18 protein-coding genes are annotated in these 20,753 nt (G+C 63.8%); 8 read left to right on the top strand and 10 right to left on the bottom strand.

The window, feature by feature from the left end:
• Positions 1 to 48 precede the first annotated feature (48 nt).
• Complete coding sequence (locus tag I6F38_RS39985; RefSeq protein ID WP_225164267.1) at positions 49 to 873, bottom strand: ABC transporter permease; 825 nt, start codon at positions 871 to 873, stop codon at positions 49 to 51.
• Positions 870 to 1,664 (bottom strand): ABC transporter ATP-binding protein, encoded by a 795-nt coding sequence (locus I6F38_RS39980; protein ID WP_225164269.1) that lies wholly within the window; start codon positions 1,662 to 1,664, stop codon positions 870 to 872. The genes I6F38_RS39985 and I6F38_RS39980 overlap by 4 nt, the downstream gene beginning before the upstream one ends.
• A 105-nt stretch (positions 1,665 to 1,769) precedes the next feature.
• Between I6F38_RS39980 and I6F38_RS39975 the strand changes: the two genes are divergently transcribed.
• Positions 1,770 to 3,089, top strand: a complete 1,320-nt coding sequence (locus I6F38_RS39975; RefSeq protein ID WP_225164266.1) for an ActS/PrrB/RegB family redox-sensitive histidine kinase — start codon at positions 1,770 to 1,772, stop codon at positions 3,087 to 3,089.
• A 134-nt stretch (positions 3,090 to 3,223) separates the two neighbouring features.
• Entirely contained in the window at positions 3,224 to 3,778 is a 555-nt protein-coding gene (locus I6F38_RS39970; protein ID WP_016845514.1) for an ActR/PrrA/RegA family redox response regulator transcription factor, read from the top strand.
• A 347-nt stretch (positions 3,779 to 4,125) separates the two neighbouring features.
• Here the strand turns inward: I6F38_RS39970 and I6F38_RS39965 are convergent, their stop codons facing one another.
• The gene (locus I6F38_RS39965) at positions 4,126 to 4,611 is read right to left on the bottom strand and encodes an MmcB family DNA repair protein (protein WP_076824630.1); all 486 of its coding nucleotides are present in this window, start codon (positions 4,609 to 4,611) and stop codon (positions 4,126 to 4,128) included.
• A gap of 216 nt (positions 4,612 to 4,827) precedes the next feature.
• On the opposite strand from I6F38_RS39965, the gene I6F38_RS39960 reads away from it, so the two are divergent.
• Complete coding sequence (locus I6F38_RS39960) at positions 4,828 to 6,528, top strand: alpha-amylase family protein (RefSeq protein ID WP_225164265.1); 1,701 nt, start codon at positions 4,828 to 4,830, stop codon at positions 6,526 to 6,528.
• Here I6F38_RS39960 and I6F38_RS39955 read toward each other — a convergent pair.
• Entirely contained in the window at positions 6,516 to 8,123 is a 1,608-nt protein-coding gene (locus I6F38_RS39955; protein WP_225164264.1) for an alpha-amylase family glycosyl hydrolase, read from the bottom strand. The genes I6F38_RS39960 and I6F38_RS39955 overlap by 13 nt on opposite strands.
• 201 nt (positions 8,124 to 8,324) lie before the next feature.
• Positions 8,325 to 9,137, bottom strand: a complete 813-nt coding sequence (locus tag I6F38_RS39950) for an RMD1 family protein (RefSeq protein WP_225164263.1) — start codon at positions 9,135 to 9,137, stop codon at positions 8,325 to 8,327.
• Between the two features lie 175 nt (positions 9,138 to 9,312).
• Between I6F38_RS39950 and I6F38_RS39945 the strand changes: the two genes are divergently transcribed.
• Positions 9,313 to 9,981 (top strand): MBL fold metallo-hydrolase, encoded by a 669-nt coding sequence (locus tag I6F38_RS39945; RefSeq protein WP_057015387.1) that lies wholly within the window; start codon positions 9,313 to 9,315, stop codon positions 9,979 to 9,981.
• Here the strand turns inward: I6F38_RS39945 and I6F38_RS39940 are convergent, their stop codons facing one another.
• Together I6F38_RS39940 and I6F38_RS39935 are read right to left on the bottom strand one after the other, a co-directional pair.
• A complete protein-coding gene (locus tag I6F38_RS39940) occupies positions 9,982 to 11,157 on the bottom strand; it encodes a PHB depolymerase family esterase (RefSeq protein ID WP_225164262.1) in 1,176 nt (391 codons plus the stop codon).
• A gap of 208 nt (positions 11,158 to 11,365) precedes the next feature.
• Positions 11,366 to 12,772: an MFS transporter gene (locus I6F38_RS39935; RefSeq protein ID WP_225164261.1), complete on the bottom strand. Its 1,407-nt coding sequence runs from the start codon at positions 12,770 to 12,772 to the stop codon at positions 11,366 to 11,368.
• Positions 12,773 to 13,044: 272 nt separating this feature from the next.
• Here I6F38_RS39935 and I6F38_RS39930 point away from each other — a divergent pair, with 272 nt between their 5' ends.
• A complete protein-coding gene (locus I6F38_RS39930; protein WP_069278930.1) occupies positions 13,045 to 14,286 on the top strand; it encodes an LLM class flavin-dependent oxidoreductase in 1,242 nt (413 codons plus the stop codon).
• A 53-nt stretch (positions 14,287 to 14,339) separates the two neighbouring features.
• Here the strand turns inward: I6F38_RS39930 and I6F38_RS39925 are convergent, their stop codons facing one another.
• The 3 genes from I6F38_RS39925 to I6F38_RS39915 form a co-directional block, all read right to left on the bottom strand.
• The gene (locus I6F38_RS39925; protein ID WP_225164260.1) at positions 14,340 to 15,176 is read right to left on the bottom strand and encodes an IS5 family transposase; all 837 of its coding nucleotides are present in this window, start codon (positions 15,174 to 15,176) and stop codon (positions 14,340 to 14,342) included.
• 804 nt (positions 15,177 to 15,980) lie between these two features.
• Complete coding sequence (locus I6F38_RS39920; RefSeq protein WP_225164259.1) at positions 15,981 to 16,469, bottom strand: AAA family ATPase; 489 nt, start codon at positions 16,467 to 16,469, stop codon at positions 15,981 to 15,983.
• A gap of 105 nt (positions 16,470 to 16,574) precedes the next feature.
• The gene (locus tag I6F38_RS39915) at positions 16,575 to 17,417 is read right to left on the bottom strand and encodes a glucose 1-dehydrogenase (RefSeq protein ID WP_225164258.1); all 843 of its coding nucleotides are present in this window, start codon (positions 17,415 to 17,417) and stop codon (positions 16,575 to 16,577) included.
• A 180-nt stretch (positions 17,418 to 17,597) separates the two neighbouring features.
• Between I6F38_RS39915 and I6F38_RS39910 the strand changes: the two genes are divergently transcribed.
• The 3 genes from I6F38_RS39910 to I6F38_RS39900 all read left to right on the top strand — a co-directional run.
• On the top strand, positions 17,598 to 18,560 hold the full coding sequence (locus tag I6F38_RS39910; protein ID WP_225164257.1) for an HWE histidine kinase domain-containing protein: 963 nt from the start codon (positions 17,598 to 17,600) through the stop codon (positions 18,558 to 18,560).
• A 204-nt stretch (positions 18,561 to 18,764) separates the two neighbouring features.
• Complete coding sequence (locus I6F38_RS39905) at positions 18,765 to 20,537, top strand: EAL domain-containing protein (protein WP_225164256.1); 1,773 nt, start codon at positions 18,765 to 18,767, stop codon at positions 20,535 to 20,537.
• A gap of 9 nt (positions 20,538 to 20,546) precedes the next feature.
• Positions 20,547 to 20,753, top strand: a 207-nt coding sequence (locus I6F38_RS39900) for a hypothetical protein (RefSeq protein ID WP_225164255.1), incomplete at its 3' end; no start/stop codon positions are given.

Here is a 20,753-nt window from a genome sequence, read left to right as displayed (position 1 = left end):
GGGGGCGATATCGGGCTAAAAGGCCGAGAATCCACGAGAAAGTGACATTTATTCACCACCGCCGAGCAGCGACCCGTTGCGCTTGGCGCTCTGCAAAAGGGCAAGGAAGATCGCAAAAGAGGCAGCGAACAGGAACGCGTTGATGATCAGCGCCCACGCCATCAGGTCGGCGCGGAAGACGTGATCGATCAACAGCGAGCGCATGCCTTCGAACACATAGGTCGGCGGCAACGTCCAGGCGACAACTTGCAGCCACGCCGGCAGCACCTCGACCGGATAGTAGATGCAGGCGAGCGGCATCACGGCGAACATCAATGTCCAGACGATGCTCTCCGCCCCTAACCCGTTGCGCAGCACGAGGCCCGAGGCGAACACGCCGACCGACCAACTCGTGAAGATCAGATTGCAGAAGAACGCGATCAGCGGCAGCCCGATGGCGTAGAAGTTGAAGCCGAAGAAGAACAGCGCCAGCAGCGTCATCGGGATCACGCCGATGGCGAGCCGGATCAGGCTCATGATCATCAGCGAGAGCAGGAATTCGATCGGCTTCAGCGGGCTCATCATCAGGTTGCCGAGGTTGCGCGCCCACATCTCCTCCAGGAACGAGATCGAGAAGCCGAGCTGCCCTCGGAACAGGATGTCCCACAGGATCACGGCACCGATCAGCGTGCCGCCCGCCTTGGCGAAGAAGCCGGATGCCTGCGAGATGTAATTCTGCAGGAAGCCCCAGGTGATGATCTGCAGTGCCGGCCAGTAGACCAGCTCCAAAAGCCGCGGCCACGACGACATCAGGAGATACCAATAGCGCAGCACCATCGCGTTGATGCGTTGCAGTGAAATGGCGTGCTGGTGCTGGCTGACGAGTTCGCTCATGGTGCACCCTCCCGCACCCGGCCGCGCGCCACGTCGAGAAACACCTCTTCCAGCGTGTCGCGGTTGTAGCGCGCCATGATCCGCTCGGGGCTGTCGTCGTCCTCGATCTTGCCGCGCTTCATGATGATGACGCGGTCGCAGAGGCGCTCGACCTCCAGCATGTTGTGTGACGCCAGCAGGATGGTCGCGTTATGGGTCTTGCGATAGGTCTCGAGATGCTGCCGCACCCAGTCGGCGGTATCCGGGTCGAGCGAGGCGGTCGGCTCGTCGAGCAGCAAGAGGTCCGGTTCGTTGATCAGAGCCTTCGCCAGCGCCACGCGGGTCTTCTGCCCGGCGGAGAGCTTTCCGTTGGAGCGATCGAGGAATTCCTTGAGATCGAGATCGTCGGCGAGCTGGTCGATCCGCTCATGCAAATGCTGCACGGCATAGAGGCGGCCGAAAATGGTCAGGTTCTGCCGCACCGTGAGCCGCATCGGCATGTCGACATAGGGGCTTTCGAAGTTCATCCGGCCGAGCACGTCGTAGCGCTGCTCGGGGATTTTTGCACCGAGCACCTCGACGCTGCCCGAGGTCGGCAGCACCAGGCCCATGATCATCGCGATCGTCGTGGTCTTGCCGGCACCGTTGCCGCCGAGCAGGCCGGTGATGCTGCCCCGCGCGATGCGGAACGAGATGTCGTCGACCGCGCGGGTGGTCTTGTAGACCTTGACCAGATGCGCGACGTCGATCGCGGCCGACTCGCCTTGTTCAGCCGCCGGAGCTTGCCTCTGACCTGTCCCGACCTGTTGCATATGGCCGTAATTGAGCCATTGCGACAATAAGCGCAAGGCTCGCCCTGCATCGTTGCGCTAAGTCGCGAATTTGTGCGCCGCCCACGGCACAGCTAAGGTCCCGGCATGACCGACGTCGCCTCCGATTTCCGCCAGCCCCGCCGCTACGTCCGCCTGGATACGATCCTGCGGCTGCGCTGGCTCGCCGCGCTCGGCCAGCTCGTCGCCATCTTCATCGTGGCGCAGGGACTGGAATTCGACGTTCCGATCGTCCCCTGCGTCACCATCGTGACGTTCTCGGCGCTGCTCAATCTGGCGCTGCAGATCGCCTTCAACCCGATGCAGCGGCTGGAGCCGGCCTATGCCGCGGCCCTGCTCGCGTTCAACATCGTCGAGCTCGGCGGCCTCCTGTACTTCACCGGCGGATTGCAGAACCCGTTCTCGTTCCTATTCCTGGCGCCGGTCCTGATCTCGGCCACCGTGCTGCCGATCCGGCTGACGATCGCGCTCGGCTGCCTTGCGGTCGCCTGCGCCTCGGCGCTGTTCTTCTACCATCTGCCGCTGCCCTGGGATGCCGACGATCCCTTGGTACTGCCGCCGATCTATCTGATCGGCGTCTGGCTTTCGATCCTGCTCGCGATCGGTGTCACCAGCCTTTACGCATTCCAGGTGACCGAGGAAGCGCGCCAGCTCTCCGACGCGCTCGCGGCGACCGAACTGGTGCTGACGCGCGAGCAGCATCTGACCCAGCTCGACGGCCTCGCGGCCGCCGCCGCGCACGAGCTCGGCACGCCGCTGTCGACGATCTTCCTGATCTCGCGTGAACTCGAGAAGACGGTGCATGACGCGGCGATCGGCGGCGACCTCAAGACCCTGCGTGAGCAGGCGCAGCGCTGCCGCGACATCCTGAGCAAGATCGCGCAATTGTCATCGAGCGGTGCGCCGTTCGACACCATGAAGCTGTCGACCTTGATCGAGGAGGCGGTGGCGCCGCATCGCGATTTCGGCATCAACATCAAGGTGCGGCTTGCTGTCGCAGCAACGCCTGAACCGGTCGCCGCGCGCAATCCGGCGATCCTCTATGGCGTCGGAAACATTCTCGAAAATGCGGTCGATTTCGCGCACCAGACGGTCGAGGTGAACGCGTGGTGGAACGCCGAGACCGTTGAAGTCGTCGTCTCCGACGACGGTCCGGGCATCGCGCCCGACATGCTGAAGCGGATCGGCGAGCCGTATCTGTCGCGTCGTCGAGGTGCGGATGAGGCCCAAAACCCACGTGGGGGCCTCGGTCTGGGCGTTTTCATCGCAAGGACGCTGCTGGAACGTACCGGCGCCAAGGTGTCGTTTACCAATCGCACCTTTCCCGATCACGGCGCCGTTGTGCAGATCGTCTGGCCGCGCGAGCGCTTCGAGGAATCCGCGCCGGGCGACGAAACCGAGTCCTAAGAACGATTCTTAATCGCAACTCTGGCATTACGGATGCATTGCTCTTTCCAGACAAGCACGCGACTTTCGGCTGCCTTGGCAGCGCCGCAGTAGGACCCCATATATTAGGGGTCTGCCACAGGGAAAAATGGATCGTGAACGCCATCACTGAACTGAATGACCATGCCGACCGCTCGCTCCTCATCGTCGAGGACGACAAGCCGTTCCTGGAACGCCTGTCGCGCGCGATGGAGACGCGGGGTTTCGCGGTGAAGTCATGCGACACGGTATCTGATGGTCTCGCCGAGATTGGCCGCGCCGCGCCCGCTTTCGCAGTCGTCGATCTCCGCCTCGGCGACGGCAACGGCCTCGACGTCGTTTCGGCGTTGAAGCGCAAGCGCCCCGAGGCGCGCGCGATCGTGCTGACCGGCTACGGCAACATCGCCACCGCCGTCACCGCGGTGAAGATGGGCGCCGTCGATTATCTCTCGAAGCCCGCCGACGCCGATGACGTCGTCGCAGCGCTGCTCGCGACCGGCACCGAGAAGTCCGAGCTGCCGGCCAATCCGATGTCGGCGGACCGCGTGCGCTGGGAGCACATCCAGCGCATCTACGAGATGTGCAACCGCAACGTCTCGGAGACCGCGCGCCGTCTCAACATGCACCGCCGCACCTTGCAGCGCATCCTCGCCAAGCGCGCACCGCGGTAAGCAGGATTCATATCGGTTTGCGATGGCCGGGCTCAGTCCCGGCCATTTGCTTTTGTAGGGTGGGCAACTTCGTAGGGTGGGTAGAGCGAAGCGAAACCCACCAACTTCACGCCGCGGCGACAAGTGATGGGTTTCGCTTCGCTCTACCCATCCTACGGAATCCAACAAGCTTCGCGGATTAGGTCTCTCTGTCCGTCACCCTGAGGAGCGCGCCTTTGCGCGCGTCTCGAAGGGTCGACGGCCACCAGCCGGGCCGATTCATCCTTCGAGGCTGGCTGCGCTCGCGCCTCCGGCGACAAAGGCGAGGCCTTTGCGCGGGGATGAGGGGTTAAGATCGCGTGCTCGCTCTAAAACTCGGCGTGCCCCTGCGGATCGACCAGCCGGTTGATGCGCTGCGCCGCGGCCATGGCAAAGCGCACCGTCATCGCCTTGCGCGTTGCCGCCGGCAGGCGATGCTCCGGCGCCTCGCAATGCAGATGCGCGCCATAGGCGTCCGCGATGATCAAACCGGTGTCGACGGGAAAGATCTCGCACGGCAGATCCTGCGTGAAGGCGAAGAAAAGCCGGTCGCAATGCATCCGGTAGTCCTGCCATTTCTGGTCGGCGCGGAGATCCTCGACCGATGACTTGATCTCGACGATCCAGATCTCGCCGCGCTCGTTCAGCGCGACCAGATCCGCTCTTCGGCCGGACGGCAGCGGCAGTTCGCTGATGCAGGAAAATCCCAGCGATCTCAGAAGCCTCGCCGTGCCGCGCGCGATCGCAAGCGCGGTCTCCGACTGGCGTCGGTCGGGCGCGGGCACAAGCGCGATCTGGCGGGCGGATGAGTCCATTGAGCGAAGATTAGCCGATTCCACGAGAGCATGTCCGGAAAAGTGGAAGCCGGTTTTCCTTGGAGATCATGCTCCCACCGATAGAGCGCGGCAGCGTCAGCCGGCACGGAGCGTCGTCCGGCTCTGTTGCGGGACGGCGCTCCGCAGGAACCCGTCGCCGCTTCACCGCTTATCCTCCCGGCCGCCGCCACAGGTGGGACTGGAGAGGATTGCCTGGTGATCGACGACCTCTGGTACAAGAACGGAGTGATCTACTGCCTGTCGGTTGGCACCTACATGGATGCCAACGGCGATGGCATCGGTGATTTCAGCGGTCTGCTCCGGCGCCTGGACTATTTGCACGGGCTCGGCATCACCGCGATCTGGCTGATGCCGTTTCAGCCTTCGCCCAACAGGGACGACGGCTACGACATCTCGGATTATTACGACGTCGATCCGCGCTACGGCACGCTGGGCGATTTCGTTGAATTTACCCATGGCTGCCAGCAGCGCGGCATCCGCGTCATCATCGACCTCGTCGTCAATCACACCTCGGATCAGCACGACTGGTTTCGATCGGCGCGCAGCTCGAAGGACTCGCCGTACCGCGATTGGTATGTCTGGTCGGACAGGAAGCCCGCCAATGCCAACACCGGCATGGTGTTTCCCGGCGTTCAGAAATCGACCTGGACGCGCGACAAGCAAGCCGGCGCCTGGTACTTTCATCGCTTCTACGATTTCCAGCCGGACCTCAACACATCGAACCCGCATGTGCAGGCCGAGATCCTCAAGATCATGGGGTTCTGGATTCAGCTCGGCGTCTCGGGCTTCCGCATGGACGCCGTGCCCTTCGTGATCGCGACCAAGGGCGCCTCCAGGCGCAAGCCGGTCGAGCAGTACGACATGCTGCGATCGTTTCGGGAATTCCTGCAATGGCGCCAGGGCAACGCGATCATCCTCGCTGAAGCCAACGTATTGCCCGAGACGGACATGGAATATTTCGGGCGTGACGGCGACCGGATGCACATGATGTTCAACTTCCATGTCAATCAGCATCTGTTCTACGCGCTGGCGTCGGCGGATACGAAGCCGTTGGCGAAGGCACTGACGGCGACCAAGCCACGGCCCGCGACCGCACAATGGGGCTTGTTCCTGCGCAATCATGATGAACTCGACCTCGGCCGCCTAACCAAGCCGCAGCGCGAGACGGTGTTCGAGGCATTCGGTGCCGACAAGAGCATGCAGCTCTACGACCGGGGCATCCGGCGACGGCTTGCGCCCATGCTGGGCGGCGACCGCCGACGCATCGAGCTCGCTTACAGCGTGATGTGCACGCTTCCCGGCACGCCCGTGATCCGCTACGGCGATGAGCTCGGCATGGGCGACAATCTCGACTTGCCCGAACGCGGTTGCGCGCGCACACCGATGCAATGGTCGACCGAGCCACACGCCGGCTTCACCGAGAGCGATCGGCCATGTGTGCCCGTCATCGACAATGGACCGTATGGCTATGAGCACGTCAACGCGGCCAAGCAACGGCGCGACCCCAATTCGATGCTGAACTGGACCGAGCGCATCGTCCGTATGCGCAAGGAAGTCCCCGAGGTCGGCTGGGGAGATTTCAAGGTTATCGCAAGCCGAGACCCCGCCATCCTGATCATCCGCTACGACTGGCGTAACAACTCGGTGCTGTTCGTGCACAATTTCGCAGAAAAGCCGCTCGAGATATCCTTCAACGTCGGGCTGCCCGACGACGCCGGCAATCTTCTGGTCAATCTCCTGACCGAGGACCACAGCCGCGCCGACGAGGCCGGTCGCCACAAGCTTCTGATCGAGGCCTACGGCTATCGCTGGTATCGGGTCGGTGGGCTCGACTATCTGCTCAAGCGCAGCGACATCGATACCATGGAGCCCCGCACCCGGCGTCAATCGTCCTGATGCGGCCCAAGGATCACGCCCTCATTGGCGCGCAGATCGAGCACGCCTTCGACCTTCTCGCCCTGCCGGTCCATCAAGGTCGACAGCAGGACCTCATTGCTGAAGCCGATCGCGCTTGAGGAGACCGACGCGGCGACCGCGCCGAAGTTCAGCGCGATCACGGCCACGCCCTCAGTGCTGCGCCGCCGGTAGAGCAGCACATCACCATGCGCCGCCACCGGCTCATAGCTGCCATGGACGAGCTGCGGCAACCTTCGCCGCAGCGCGATCAGCGCCTTGTAGAGATTGAGGATCGACGTCCTCTCGGCTTCGAGACTTGCGACATTGTCGCTGGCAAAATCCTGCGCCAGCGGCAGCCACGGCGGAGCCGTCGAGAAGCCGGCATGGCGCTCGGCGCTCCATTGCATCGGAGTGCGGCAGCCGTCACGGCCGACGCCCATATCCGGCACGTTCTTCTCGAAGGGGTCGCGCACCTGATCCGGCGCAATCGCAACCTGGCGCATGCCGATCTCGTCGCCGTAATAGAGCGTCGGCGTGCCGCGCAGCGTCAGCAGCAGCATCGCCGCGACCGGCGCCTGCGCCGGCCCCACCCGGCTCGCCACCCGCGGCCGATCGTGGTTGCCGAGCACCCAGTTCGGCCACGCCCCCGGCGGCAGCGCCTTTTCGTAGTCGGCGATGATCATCTCGACCGATCGCGCGCTCCACAAGGTCGACAGCAGCGCAAAGTTGAACGGCATCTGCGCGCCGCGCAGATCGTTGCCATAATAGGCGACCAGCCGATGCAGCGGCAGATAGATCTCGCCGATCAGCACGCGGTTGTCGAATTCCTCGGTGACGCCGCGCATCTCGGTGATGACGGTGTGCACCTCGAGCTGATCGGTCGAATATTGCGTCAGCAGCTTCTCGTGCGGCGGTCGGCCCTCGCGATAATGCGGGTTTGTCGGGTTATCGCGGAAGTCGGCATCCTTGATCAGGTGCCAGATCACGTCGACGCGAAAACCGTCGACACCCTTGCGCAGCCAGAAGCGCATCACGTCGTAGATCGCGTCCCTGACCTCGCGATTGCGCCAGTTGAGATCGGGCTGCTGCGCGAGGAAGGCGTGATAATAGTATTGGCCTGAGGCCTCGTCATACGCCCAGGCGCTGCCGCCGAACTCCGACAGCCAGTTGTTGGGCGGGCCGCCGTCCGGCGCCGGATCGCGCCAGATGTACCAGTCGCGCTTAGGGTTATCGTGCGAGCTCTTCGCCTCGATGAACCATTGATGCTGGTCGGATGTGTGGTTCGGCACCAGATCGAGGATCAGCTTGAGGCCGGAATCGTGCGCGGCCGCGACCAGCGCGTCGAAATCCTCCATCGTCCCGAACAGCGGGTCGATGCCGGTGTAATCGGAGATATCGTAACCGAAATCGGCCATCGGCGACGGGAAGATCGGCGACAGCCAGACCGCGTCGACGCCAAGCCGCGTCAGATAGGGCAGCCGCGTGATGATCCCCTTGAGATCACCGACGCCGTCACCGTCGCTATCCGCGAACGAGCGCGGATAGACCTGATAGAAAATGCCGCGTCGCCACCAGTCCCTGTTGTCCTGATCCATCCCGTCCCCCCAAGCTCGCAGCCCGGCCCAGGCCGCTCCGCGCCCGGAGTGGCCGATCGGTTCAGGGATGACGCACAATTCGGGACGGAAAGATGGCGCCGTAGCCCGTAGCCCGGATGGAGCAAAGCGTAATCCGGGACCACTGGCACAATTGGCGAGATTCCCGGATTTCGCTTCGCTCCATCCGGGCTACGGGTAGACTTAGTGCCGGGCCATCGCCAGCTGATAGATGGTGATCAGCACCTCGAACAGGATCAGGAAGACGATGATCAGCTCCAGCCGCAGCGAGCGGCTGGTGTCGATGATGTCGGTCAGCACCTGTGCGGTTTCGGCGACGACTGCGAGCTTGCGGTTCAGCGATTCCGCACGCTCCTTCAATTCGTACTCGTCCTCGAGCCGTGCATAGAGGCGCTCGAGCTGCGGCTTGTCCCAGAGGATGTCCGGCTTCTCCGACACCTCGACCGGTCCGGCCACGCGATGCCGCACCAGCAGCGCGTTGCCGATGTGCTTGAGGATCGCAACGCGGCCGCGATGGACGCGGCCGCCCTTGGCGAGCTCACGCGCAAGCGGCTCGGTCGTGTCGAAGACTGCCCGGACCTCGCGCTCGTGCCGCGCCAGCACCACGCTTTTCGCCAACGCCTCGCCGACCAGTATCAGCCGCTCCGGCGAGAGGCCCTGCAGATAGATCGGGCCGCCCGGCGGAATCTGATCCTCCTTCTCGGCGGCGAGCTCGATGATTGCGATCTCCTCCTCGCGCCGCGTGAACAGGCCGGTCATGCGCGACTGCAGGCTGCGCAGAAATTCGTCCTCCTCCAGCGCATTGAGGCCGATCAGAACGACGACGCCGTAGCGGAATAGGATTGCCACGCCGTTTTCATTGACGCGAAACGCCAGCGGCGTCGTGGCCAGCACGTCGCCACGCTCGAGGCCCGACGTGTTGATGCGGTCCGCGACGAAGAAGGCGCGCGCGGTGGTCCGGGGTCCGCCGAGCGGTGATTTGGGGGCCTGGGTCATGAAGTTCCGGACTGCGAGGACTTGAACCATGATCGAGAGCAGCCGCGTACCGGCCTGCTCACGAACTTGTTCTGCTGGAAGTGACCTTATCACGGTCCGTTTTGGGATCACACGCCGGGGCAGCCGCATTTCCAGCGCGTGTTGACGACGTTTCCCGGAAGCCTATGGTGCCCCCATGAACGAGACAACCGACACCAAACCGAAGGCCGGCGCGATCATCGTACCGGTGACGCTGTTCGAGCAGAACTGCACCATCATCTGGCACGAGCCCACCAAGAAGGCCGTGGTGATCGACCCCGGCGGCGACGTGCCGAAGATCCAGGCTGCGATCAAGCAGACCGGCGTGACGGTCGAGAAGATCTGGCTCACCCACGGTCATATCGACCATGTCGGCGGCGCCGCCGAACTGCGCGACGCGCTGCAGGTCAAGATCGAGGGCCCGCATATCGCCGACAAATATCTGCTCGACAATGTCGTCTCGAGCGGCGCGCGCTTCGGCATGACCGGGGTGCGCAATTTCGGGCCAGACCGCTGGCTCGATGAGGGCGATCAGGTCTCGATCGGCGATCTCACCTTCGACATCCTGCACTGCCCCGGCCACTCACCGGGCAGCGTGGTGTTCTTCAACAAGGAGCTGCGCTTCGCCCATGTCGGCGACGTGCTGTTCGCCGGCTCGGTCGGACGCACCGATTTGCCCGGCGGCAGCCATCCGACGCTGATCCAGTCGATCAAGGACAAGCTGCTGCCGCTCGGCGACGATGTCGGCTTCATCTGCGGCCATGGCGCCGGATCGAGCATCGGCCAGGAGCGGATGACGAATCCGTTTCTGACCGGCGAGATGTAGCTACTTCATCAGCCCCGCGGCGGTGAGCGCCCGCGTGATGACGCCGCCGACATCGACACCCTTGCTCCGTCGCTTCCGCGGCCGATCGCTCTTGCGGCCGGACGCCACCTCCGGCTCGGCCGCGGGCACCGGTACCGTCATCGAGACCGTGTCGGCGCGCTCGCGCGGAATTCCGGTCGGCGCGATATGCGGCTGACGGACCTTGTCGGTCAGGCCGAAGAAGCTCGCGATGTGATAGGACGAGGAGATCCCGGCCTCGATCAGGAACGCGCCCTCCACGCCATAGCGCTCGTCATTGTCGGCAAGCCCGAGCGGCGTGCCATGCGCCATGTCGGCGATGGTGTAGGACTCGACCAAGGTTTCGCCGTCGGCGTTCCACCACACCTCGCGCGGATGGCCGTCGACATCCACCTTCGACATCGCGGCAAGCGGCAGGCCGTGCACGTCGAGCCACTGCCGCGCGATTGCATCGGCATTGCCGGGATGCACGGTGCGGTCGGCACTGCCGTGCCACACCGAAATCTTCGGCCATGCGCCGCCATGCGTCGACGCGTTGCGCACCAGACCGCCGAGCTCGGGCGCGGAGAGCGCGCTGCCATGCATCATCGCGTGCAGCGCTTCGCGCAGATCGGTGGCGACGCCGAACGGCAGGCCGGCGATGATGGCGCCGGCAGCGAACACATCCGGATAGGTCGCGAGCATGACCGAGGCCATCGCGCCGCCGGCGGACAGACCCGTCACATAGATGCGGTGCGGGTCGATCTCATGCGTGCCGACCAGATGCGCGATCATCTGCCTGATCGACGCGGCCTCGCCCTGCCCGCGCGCGATGTCTTGCGGGTTGAACCAGTTGAAGCAGGTGTTGCCGTTGTTCAACGCCTGCTGCTCCGGCATCAGCAGCGCGAAGCCGTAATGCGCCGCAAGCGCCGACCAGCCAGCACCGTGATCGTAGGACGCGGCAGTCTGGCCGCAGCCATGCAGCACCACGACGAGCGCGGGCGACCGCGCCAGCTGCGCGGGCACGAACGAGAACATCTTCAGATCGCCGGGGTTGACGCCGAATTCGGTCGTCTCGACGAGCGGCGTCGGCACGGCCGGCGCGAGTGCGCCAAGGCCGCCGAACGCGTTCATCTTCGGCAGATGACGCAGAAATTCGACGTTGTTGATCAGAGACAACAGCAACTCCTGAGGTGATTTGGTCTTCTGTGTCACCCGATCAGATAATTGCTGCACTGCAAAATGAAAAGGCCGTGTGCTGTCTTTCCCTGCGGAATTGTGAGAATCGGCGTTAATGCGTGATCGCGCTGCGAGCCGCCGAAATAGTTGCCGTAGCACCTTGTTTGAGCATCAACTTTTCAGGAATGCGCGCCACATGCTGCCGGATTCACGCCGTGGCGCGGCGCATCCATGACAGAAATGCGGCTGAAATGGTGATCGACAGCACAAACAACGCGCATGCCGCAAACAGCGCCAGATGTGCTGACATCGTACTCTCGATTGCGAAGAAGACTGCGCCGATCGCGGCAACGCCGGCCGCGTTGCCGATCTGCGTCGTCGTGCCGTACATGCCGGAGCCGGCACCGGCGCTGGCGGGCTGCACGCTCGCGAGCACCGCGCTCGACAATGGCGCCATGACGAGCCCCTGGCCGTAGCCGAAGATCATCAGCGCCAGCGCGAGCAGCAGTGCCGACGGTGCCGCGACCACCTCAATTGTCGCGACGAGCACGGCGAGACCGACGATCTGCAGCGCACAGCCCTCGATCAGCACCAGCGCGCCGCGATGCCTTGCGCGCACGCTGCTGTGACGCGAGGCAACCACGAAGGTCAGCGCCAGCGGCACGAACACCAGCCCGGCCTGTAGCGGGGGAATCTGCAAGCCCTTCTGCATGAACAAGGTCATGATGAGGTAGAAGGACAGGTTGGCGAAGAAGAAGAAAAACACTGCGACCAGGCCGCGCATGAAGGCGCGATCCGACAGCAGCGAGAGATCGATCAGCGGCATGCCGCCGCGGCGCGCGACGGACCGCTCGAGCCGCACGAAGGTCGCGATCACAGCGATGCCCACGACCATCACCAGCCACACCCATGCCGTCCAGTTGAGATCATGGCCGAACAGCAGCGGACCGATCAGGCACAGCAGGCCCGCGAACAGCACGATCGCGCCCGGGATATCGAGCCGCGTGCCGGCGCGGCGCGGCACCGTCGGCATGATCTTCAGCGCCGCCGCGATGATGACGACGCCGCACGGCACGTTGACGAAAAACACCGCGCGCCAGCCGAGGCCGGCGAGGTCGAGCGTCACCAGCACGCCGCCGAGCATGAAGCCGGCGGCTCCCGCGAGCCCCAGCACGATGCCGTAGATGCCGAACGCCCGCGCGCGGCTGGCGTCTGAGAACAGCAGATGCAGCGTCGCCAGCACCTGCGGCACCATCAGCGCCGCGGTTGCACCCTGCGCGAGCCGCGCGACGATGAGCTCGGGCCCGGACTGCGCGAGACCGCACCACAGCGAGGTCACCGAGAATCCGGCGACGCCGGCGATGAACACGTTCCTGGTGCCATGGATGTCGCCAAGCCGACCGCCGGTGACCACCAGCGTGGCATAGGCGATCAGGTAGATCGCGATCACGGCCTCGATCTCTGCCGGCGTCGCGTGCAGCTCCGCCGCGATCGTCGGGATCGCGACGTTGACGATGAAGGCATCAACACCGAACATGAATTGCGCCGACACCACGATCGCCAGCACCCACCAGCGGCGGGACGTGTCCGCTCGCGTCGAAACGATCTGGTGCATGTCCTGTCCTGCCCGAAATGACGTTATGCCGGACATCAGCAGATTCCGGTCATCGCTTCGATTACCTGCGAGGTAAGCCCGGGATCACAGACGCTCGAGCCCCCGGCTGCCAATTTGCGTTGACGCGCTGGGAAACATTCCGGACGGCGGCAATCGCCGCCGATTTGCGCAACAACCATGCGACCGCCGCAGCCTCGGAGCATTGCCTTGCCCCGGGGCACCCCGTAGGTTGGCGGAAAGCCCCGATAACAATAGTCCGGAGAGAACGACCCATGGCGCGCCTCAAGTTCGGAGCCTTCCTCGCCCCGCATCACCCGATCGGCGAGCATCCGATGCTGCAATTCCGCCGCGACCTCGATTTCGTCGAGCAGCTCGACGCGCTCGGTTACGACGAATTCTGGTGCGGCGAGCACCACTCCTCGGGCTGGGAGACCATCGCGTCGCCGGAAATGTTCCTGGCCGCCGCTGGCGAACGCACCAAGCGCATCAAGCTCGGCACCGGCGTGATCTCGCTGCCCTATCACCACCCCTTCAACGTCGCGCAGCGCATGGTGCAGCTCGACCACATGACCGGCGGCCGTGCCATCTTCGGCTCCGGTCCCGGTGCGCTCGCCTCCGATGCCCACACGCTCGGCATCGACCCGATGACCCAGCGCGACCGCCAGGACGAGGCGATCGCGGTGATCCGCCGCCTGTTCAACGGCGAGCGCGTCACCGCCAAGACCGACTGGTTCGAGATGCACGACGCCGCGCTGCAGATCCTGCCGCTGCAGGAGGACATGCCGTTCGTGGTGGCCTCGCAGATCTCGCCATCGGGCATGACGCTCGCCGGCAAATACGGCATCGGCATCATCTCGCTGGGTTCGATGTCGACCCAGGGCCTGATGGCGCTGCCGCAGCAATGGCAGTTCGCCGAGGACGCCGCCAAGAAGGCCGGCACTACGGTGAGCCGCGCCAACTGGCGCGTGCTGCTGTCCTGGCACATCGCCGAGACGCGCGAGCAGGCGCGGCGCGAGGCCGGCGCCGGGCTGATGCGCTGGCACAACGAATATAATGTCGGCACCCTGATGCGGCCGGGCCTGACCGCGTTCTCCTCGCCGGACGAGGCCGTCGACAAGACCGCCTTCGTCGAAGGCGCCGCGTCCACCATCGGCACGCCGGATGATCTGATCAAGATGATCAAGAACCTGGTCGATGTGTCGGGCGGCGTCGGCTCGATCATCGGCTTCGCGCACGACTGGGCCAATCCGGAAAACACCCGCCGCAGCTGGGACATGGTCGCGCGCTATGTCGTGCCCGAGATCAATGGCTATATCGACGGCCTGCGCAAGTCGCGCCAGTTCCTGATCGACAACCGCGCCGTGTTCGAACGCGCCGGTCAGGCTGTGATGGCCAAGATCATGCAGAACGACAAGGCCGCCGCCGCACTTCAACAAACCGGCCCCGGCCGCGTCGCGATCCCCGCCGTGAATGCGCCGGATCTTGCGAAGGCCGCGGCGAAGCAGAAGGTGTGAGGGCGCCGCGGCGCCACTGTTCGTTCCGTCATCCTGAGAGTCTGACTCATAAATCACCCAACCTTAGCTGCAGCCGCGAGTCTGCGGGTCAGGAGCCTGATGTGTGCAATCAGCAGCCAGGCAGCTTCGGTTGCCACCGTCGCCTCGAAGTCCTTGGCGAGGCGGCGGCATCTGCCGAACCAAGCGAATGTGCGTTCAACCACCCACCGCCTCGGCAGAAGCTGGAAGCCTTTGACGCCTTGGGGCCGCTCGACGATCTCGACAGTCCATGGACCGCAGTCTGAGAGCGCGTCGAGGAGTTGATTTCCGCGGTAGATCCGGTCGGCAAAGACGTGGCGCAGCCGGGGGAAGTTCATCCGCACGTTCTTCAGCAGCGGTACGGCGCCATGGCAGTCCTGAACGTTGGCGGGATGAACATGAACCCCAAGGAGGAGGCCATTGGTATCCGTCACAATATGCCGCTTGCGGCCGTAGATGCGCTTGCCTGCATCGTAGCCGCGCGGTCCGCCAGCTTGCGTGGTTGGCGCACTTTGACTGTCGATCACGGCTGCCGTCGGCTTCGGTGTCCGTCCAAGCTTTTTTCGCGCCCGTCGGACAAGCACGCTGACAATCCTCTGCCACCGGCCTGTATCCCGCCATCTATAAAAATAGCCCTGCACCGTCGAATAGGGCGGGAACTCCTGCGGCAACGCCCGCCACTGGCAGCCGGTCGAAACGATATAGAGGATCGCTTCGATCACACGACGCAGCTCCGTCTTACGCGGCCGGCCGCGCCGGTTCGCTCGCGGTAACAGGCGTCTGATCAGCGCCCACTCCGCATCGGTCATATCGCTTGCATAACGCAGATCGTCCCGCCGATATTGCTCCCGAGTGATCTTGGTCCAGGGCATCGTGCTCTCCCTCGAATCTTTGCAAATCCGATGGAATCACACCCCACTGAGATCACTCACCCATTTTTCAGTCAGGCTCTGAGGAGCGCGAACCGCGTCTCGAAGAATGCACGGCCACAGTCGGGCCGTCGTGCTTCGAGGCTCGCTTCGCTCGCACCTCAGCATGACGGTGATGAGGTAGCGCGTGCGACTCTTACCCCGCGTCGTCCTAGCGAATGCCGGGACGACGGCGAGTTTGTGGTACGGCCGGCGCATCATGAGTTTGCATTCTCGCGACATGATTTGTCCGAGCTTTGCTCTTCGTTCCGCCCTCTGTGTTGTAGAGGGCGCAGGGAAAGCCGGGTGCCGATCGCACCCATGGGCCCCGAGCAATGGGTAGAAAGCTCGGGGGTAGGACCACAGGTGTAACCGGAAACAACCCGGCTTTCCCTGCGCGATGGGTTACGGCTTATACGTGCTCTCCCCGGCGAGACTGGGCTTTGTTGTCACCGCCTTCGCGAAAAACGCTTTCGCGCCTTGCGAGAGGACACCTGCCGCTAGGGCGTCAGGACCACACGACTTCGCCGTCCGCCTCATACGCACTCGTCAGTTGCGCAATTAGCGTCCACCGCATCCCACGCCGCGTTCGTGACGATCGCGAAGCGCCCCTCGATCGGGTGAGACGGGCGGAATTGAACATCTGATTTGCCCGACGACGGAAGCGCTAATTTGCCCGTCGGGTTAATTTGCCGCACCTGATGCCAGCGACACCGGCTTGTGTCGCTTTGTGACCCTCCGCGACCAGCAGCTTCAACAGCTGCGCCGTCACTGCAATATTCGGAGAATCTCATCGACGGTTGCGGTGACCGACCTCGTTGTTTCGATCTCGTAGTGAGCAGACTTCCGTAACAGAGGCTCGATGGTCGAGATCAGATGGCAAACCTTGTTCCGCTCCTCCGCGATTTGTCCGTAGCCGCCGGATCGCATCGCGAGCCGCTCCATGATTGTTGCGACAGGAGCCGAGAGAAGGACTATGACATCGATCATGGAAAAAAGTCGGCGCATGTTCTCGGCACAGCCGCTAATGAACAACGTACCGTCTCCTGGCTTGGACAGGAGCGCGCGAACGCGATCTTCTCGCCAGACCCAGTCCTTTCCTTGCGTTGGCGTCAGGGTGTCTGCGGGATCTGTGTCGACCCATTGAGACCATTCGGGTGTGTCAAGGTCGTAAGCCTGATGACCTCGCGCAACCAACTCTTCGATCGCGGACGATTTCCCCGTTCCAGACATGCCCGTGATCAAGACGCGCTTCATACATTTTCCTCGCCCTGAAGGAATCGGCAGTGCACGCGATGGATTACTCCCGCCTTCGCCAAGGCTTCGGCGGACAAGTCGCTCCGCTCGCAATGACGGATGCTGCTACCCCGCCCCCTGATCGAACGCCTTGCGCAGCGCGACGTAGCCGGCCTGCTGTTGGCTCCAGTTGCGGCCGCCGGTGATGGCGCCGTCGATGACGAGGTCATGGCCGTTGATGAAACTCGACTCGTCGCTCGCCAGGAACACCGCGGCATGCGCGATGTCGTCGGGCAGTCCGGCGCGCGGGACCGGCTGCGCCGCCTTGTAGACCTCGCGCATCACCGCTGCGGTCTTCTCGGCTGCTCCCGTCGACAATCCGAGCGCCTTGCCGAAAATGCCGGTGGCGATCGCGCCGGGCGAGATCGAGTTGACGCGGATGCCGGACTCGCCGAGCTCCATCGCCACGCATTTGGTGAAATGAATGACCGCGGCCTTCGCGGCGCCATAGACCATCGACGAGGAGAAGCCGGCGAGCCGTCCGGCGATGCTGCCATTGTTGATGATGCTGCCGGAGCCCTGTTTGCGCATGTAGGGCGCGGCATGCTTCATGCCGAGCATGACGCTGCGCACCAGCGTCGCCATCGCGGCGTCGAACCGCTCGACGTCGAGGCCTTCGATGCCCCCGGTCTGCGCCGGGCCGCCGGCATTGTTGAACAGGCAGTCGATCCGGCCGAACTTCTCGACCGCAAGCGCGATCAGCGCCTGCATCTGTTCCTCGACCGTGACGTCGGTCTGACGAAACACGCAGGTCTCGCCGAGCTGTTGCGCCAGTGCCTCGCCCTCCCGCGCGCGGCGTCCGGCAATCACGACCTTCGCGCCCTCCGCGACAAAGATCTCCGCCGTGCGCAGCCCGATGCCGCTGGTCGCCCCTGTGATCACCGCGACCTTGCCGTCCAGCCGTCCCATGTCGGTCCCCTCAACTTTACGTATGATGTTGCGGATATTCCCCAGCTCCTGCTGCCAATACAAGCACTTGCAAGCCGCCACGCTCGCGAGGTCCGCCTGTGGCCAGAAGGCCACAACTGCGGTTTTTCGGTCGCAGCGGCCTTATTTTGGGTCGCCTGTTCACGTGAACTGGAACGACCGATGGCGAAGTGGATCGACGATTTCAGGGCGTGTTGGCGGGGCGATGCCCAGCCGTCGGTACGGCTTGCGGTCGCCTTCGCGGTGCTTTGTCTCGTTTTGGCCACGGCCGCGCGCTTCGGGCTCGCCCAGATCCGGCCGGATGTGTTCTTCACGCCCTATTTCCCGGCGGTGTTCTTTGCCACCGCCCTTGGCGGTTTCCGGATCGGGATCGCGACCGCGCTGGCGAGCGGCCTGCTCGGCGTGGTGCTCAATTTCAGCGGCGCGCACGCCGATCCTGCGCGCTTTGCGCTGCTGATGATCTTCTGGGTTGTGTGCGGCATCGCGATCTGGGGCGTCGAGCATTACCGTTCCCTGGTCGCACAGCAGCGCGAAGTTTCCAAACGGCTGATCGAGGAAGAGCAGTACCGCAAGGTGGTGGTCGACGAATTGCAGCACCGGCTGAAGAACAAGTCCTCGACCATTCACGCCGTGCTGCATCAGGCGCTGCAGGACCGGCCCGATGTCTGGCAGCGCATCGACCATCGCATCCGCGCGCTCTCGGCAACCGACGATCTGATCGCGCGGGTCGACGGCTATGGCTGCGATATCAAGGATTTGCTGCGCTCGGAACTCGGACCCTACGGCCACGTGCGGTTCAACCTCAATGGCGAGCAGCTGTTCCTGCCCGCCAAGCTCGCCGTCTCGCTGGCGCTGATCTTCCATGAGCTCGCAACCAACGCCGGAAAATACGGCGCCTTCTCCTCGCCGCGCGGATTTTTACAAGTGTCATGGACCGTCGACGACGGACGTCTCAATGTGATCTGGGACGAGACCGAGGGACCAGTGGTCGAGACGATCGGCGAAGCCGGCTTCGGCACCAAGCTGCTCAAGTCGGCGCTGCGGCCGTTCGACGGCAAGACCGAGATCAGTTACCTGAAGACCGGTGTTCACTGCACCATGCAGTGCAAGCTTCCGAACTGTTGATAAGTCGGCTTTCCGGCACACGCGCATGTGTTGATGCAACCGCGCGCTGCGCAATCGCTTTCAGCAGCGGTCGCAGCCGACATTGATACTCTGTTAATGACGATTGCCGCGACGGCTTGCGAAAGCCGTCGCGGTCTCATTCTGTCACGGCATTTCGCAGGTCCGCTTAACCAAAACTACAACGGACTTTGCCAAGGTCGGCGCATGCACAGTCTCACCAGACACGATTTTCAGGCGGGCGCGGCAGTGCCCGGCCAAGACGATATTTCCGGCAATGAATTGCGTATCCTGCGCGACCTTCTCCAACTCCTTCCGGCGGGAGTGACCGTCCAGGACGAGCAGGGCCAGATCATCCTGGTGAATGAAGCAGCCGCGAGCCAGCTGCAGCTGGCCGCCAGCGCGAGCCAGCCGTCCCCGGTCGACGAGCGCCACGCCGCCAACCTGGACCTGCTGCGCAGCGGCCGTCCGGTGGTGCTCGAGGAAACGCTCTCCTGCGGCGCATCCAAATACGTGTTCCTGACCTCGCACCGGCCCGTCCGGATCGCCGGTCGCAATCTCCTGATCTCGACCTCGACCGACATCAGCGAGCAGAAGGCGTTCGAGGACCAGCTGTTCCGCTCGGCCTATTACGACGAGCTGACCGGCCTGCCGACCCGGCGGGTGATCGAGCACCGCGTCAACGGCCTGATCCGCGACGATTCGCAAGGCCATTTCGCGCTCGCCTTCCTCGACGTCGACAACTTCAAGCACATCAATGACTATTACGGCCACGCGATCGGCGATGCGCTGCTCGTTGAGCTGTCGAAGCGACTCGGCCACGCGCTGCGCGACACCGATATCCTGTCTCGCATCTCCGGCGATGAATTCCTGCTGCTGCTCAACCCGATCAGCGGCAATGACGAAGTCGCCGAATTCATCCATGCCATGCAGGAGCGGCTGAAGGCGCCGTTCTTTATCGAGGACTCCGAGATCTTCGCCTCGACCTCGATCGGCGTCAGCCTCTATCCGATGCATGGCCGGAGCTACGAGGCGCTGCGCCAGAACGCCGACATCGCGATGTACCGCGTCAAGAACAACGGCAAGGGCTCGACCGCGTTCTTCGACAACAGCATGGAGCGCGAGGCGCTGGCGCGGATGAAGATCGAGCAGTCGCTGCGGCTGGCGATCCTGGAAAAGCGCTTCTGCTGCGCGTTTCAGGCCAAGGTCGATATCCGCACCCAGGAGGTGAAGGGCATCGAGGCGCTGGTGCGGCTGCGCGACGACGAGGGTGTGATCCAGGCGCCGGGCACCTTCATCGATCTCGCGGTCGAGCTCGGCCTGATCGACGAGCTGACGTTCCTGGTGCTGGCGGAGATCGTCAAGTCGATCGACCTGATCAACGACACGTTCGGTCCGACGGCGACGATCAGCATCAATGTCGCCGCCAAGCAGGCCTCCAACCTCGAATTCATGCGCCGGTTCGCGCGCGCGCTCGAGGAGACCGGCTTCCCGAAACGCTTCATGATCGAGGTGACCGAGGATGCGTTCGTGACGCGGTCGCATTTCCAGGACCAGATCCTGCCGATCCTGCGCGGCATCGGCGTCGGCATCTCGATCGACGATTTCGGCATCGGCTATTCGTCGCTGTCGGCGCTCGCCGATATCACCGCCGACGAGATCAAGATCGACCGCTCCTTCATCACCGACATCCATCAGCGGCCGCGCAGCCAGGGCATTTTGCGCGCAATCGAATCGCTGAGCGAGGCGCTCGGCATGACCGTGATCGCCGAGGGTATCGAGTCCTACGAGGAGCTCACCTATCTGCAGGCCGCGACCAAGATCCGCTATGCCCAGGGCTATTACTTCGCCAAGCCGATCTTCCTCGAGGATTTGAAGCCGGCAACGCCGGTCGCCAGCGAGACGCGCGCCAGCATGGCCGCGCGCCCCGCCCAGGAAGGCCGCCAGGGCTATTCGCGCGCCAGCGGCTTCCGGCGGTAGGGGCGCGACGTGACTGCGCTCCCTCTCCCGCTTGCGGGCAGGGGAATCGCATATGGAACGAACCGATTCTTCCTCGCCGTCATGGCCGGGCTTGTCCCGGCCATCCACGTCTTTTCTTCGCGTGGAAACGAAGACGTGGATGCCCGGGACAAGCCCGGGCATGACGAGTTTGTGGGAACTCCGATCGCCTCAAACGGCCATATGCGATTGCCCTAC

It is taken from the genome of Bradyrhizobium sp. BRP56 (assembly GCF_020194035.1).
In the GTDB taxonomy this organism is placed as follows: domain Bacteria; phylum Pseudomonadota; class Alphaproteobacteria; order Rhizobiales; family Xanthobacteraceae; genus Bradyrhizobium; species Bradyrhizobium australafricanum.
The sequence above is the reverse complement of the archived record's forward strand: the minus strand, read 5'-3'. Positions and strand labels throughout refer to the sequence as shown.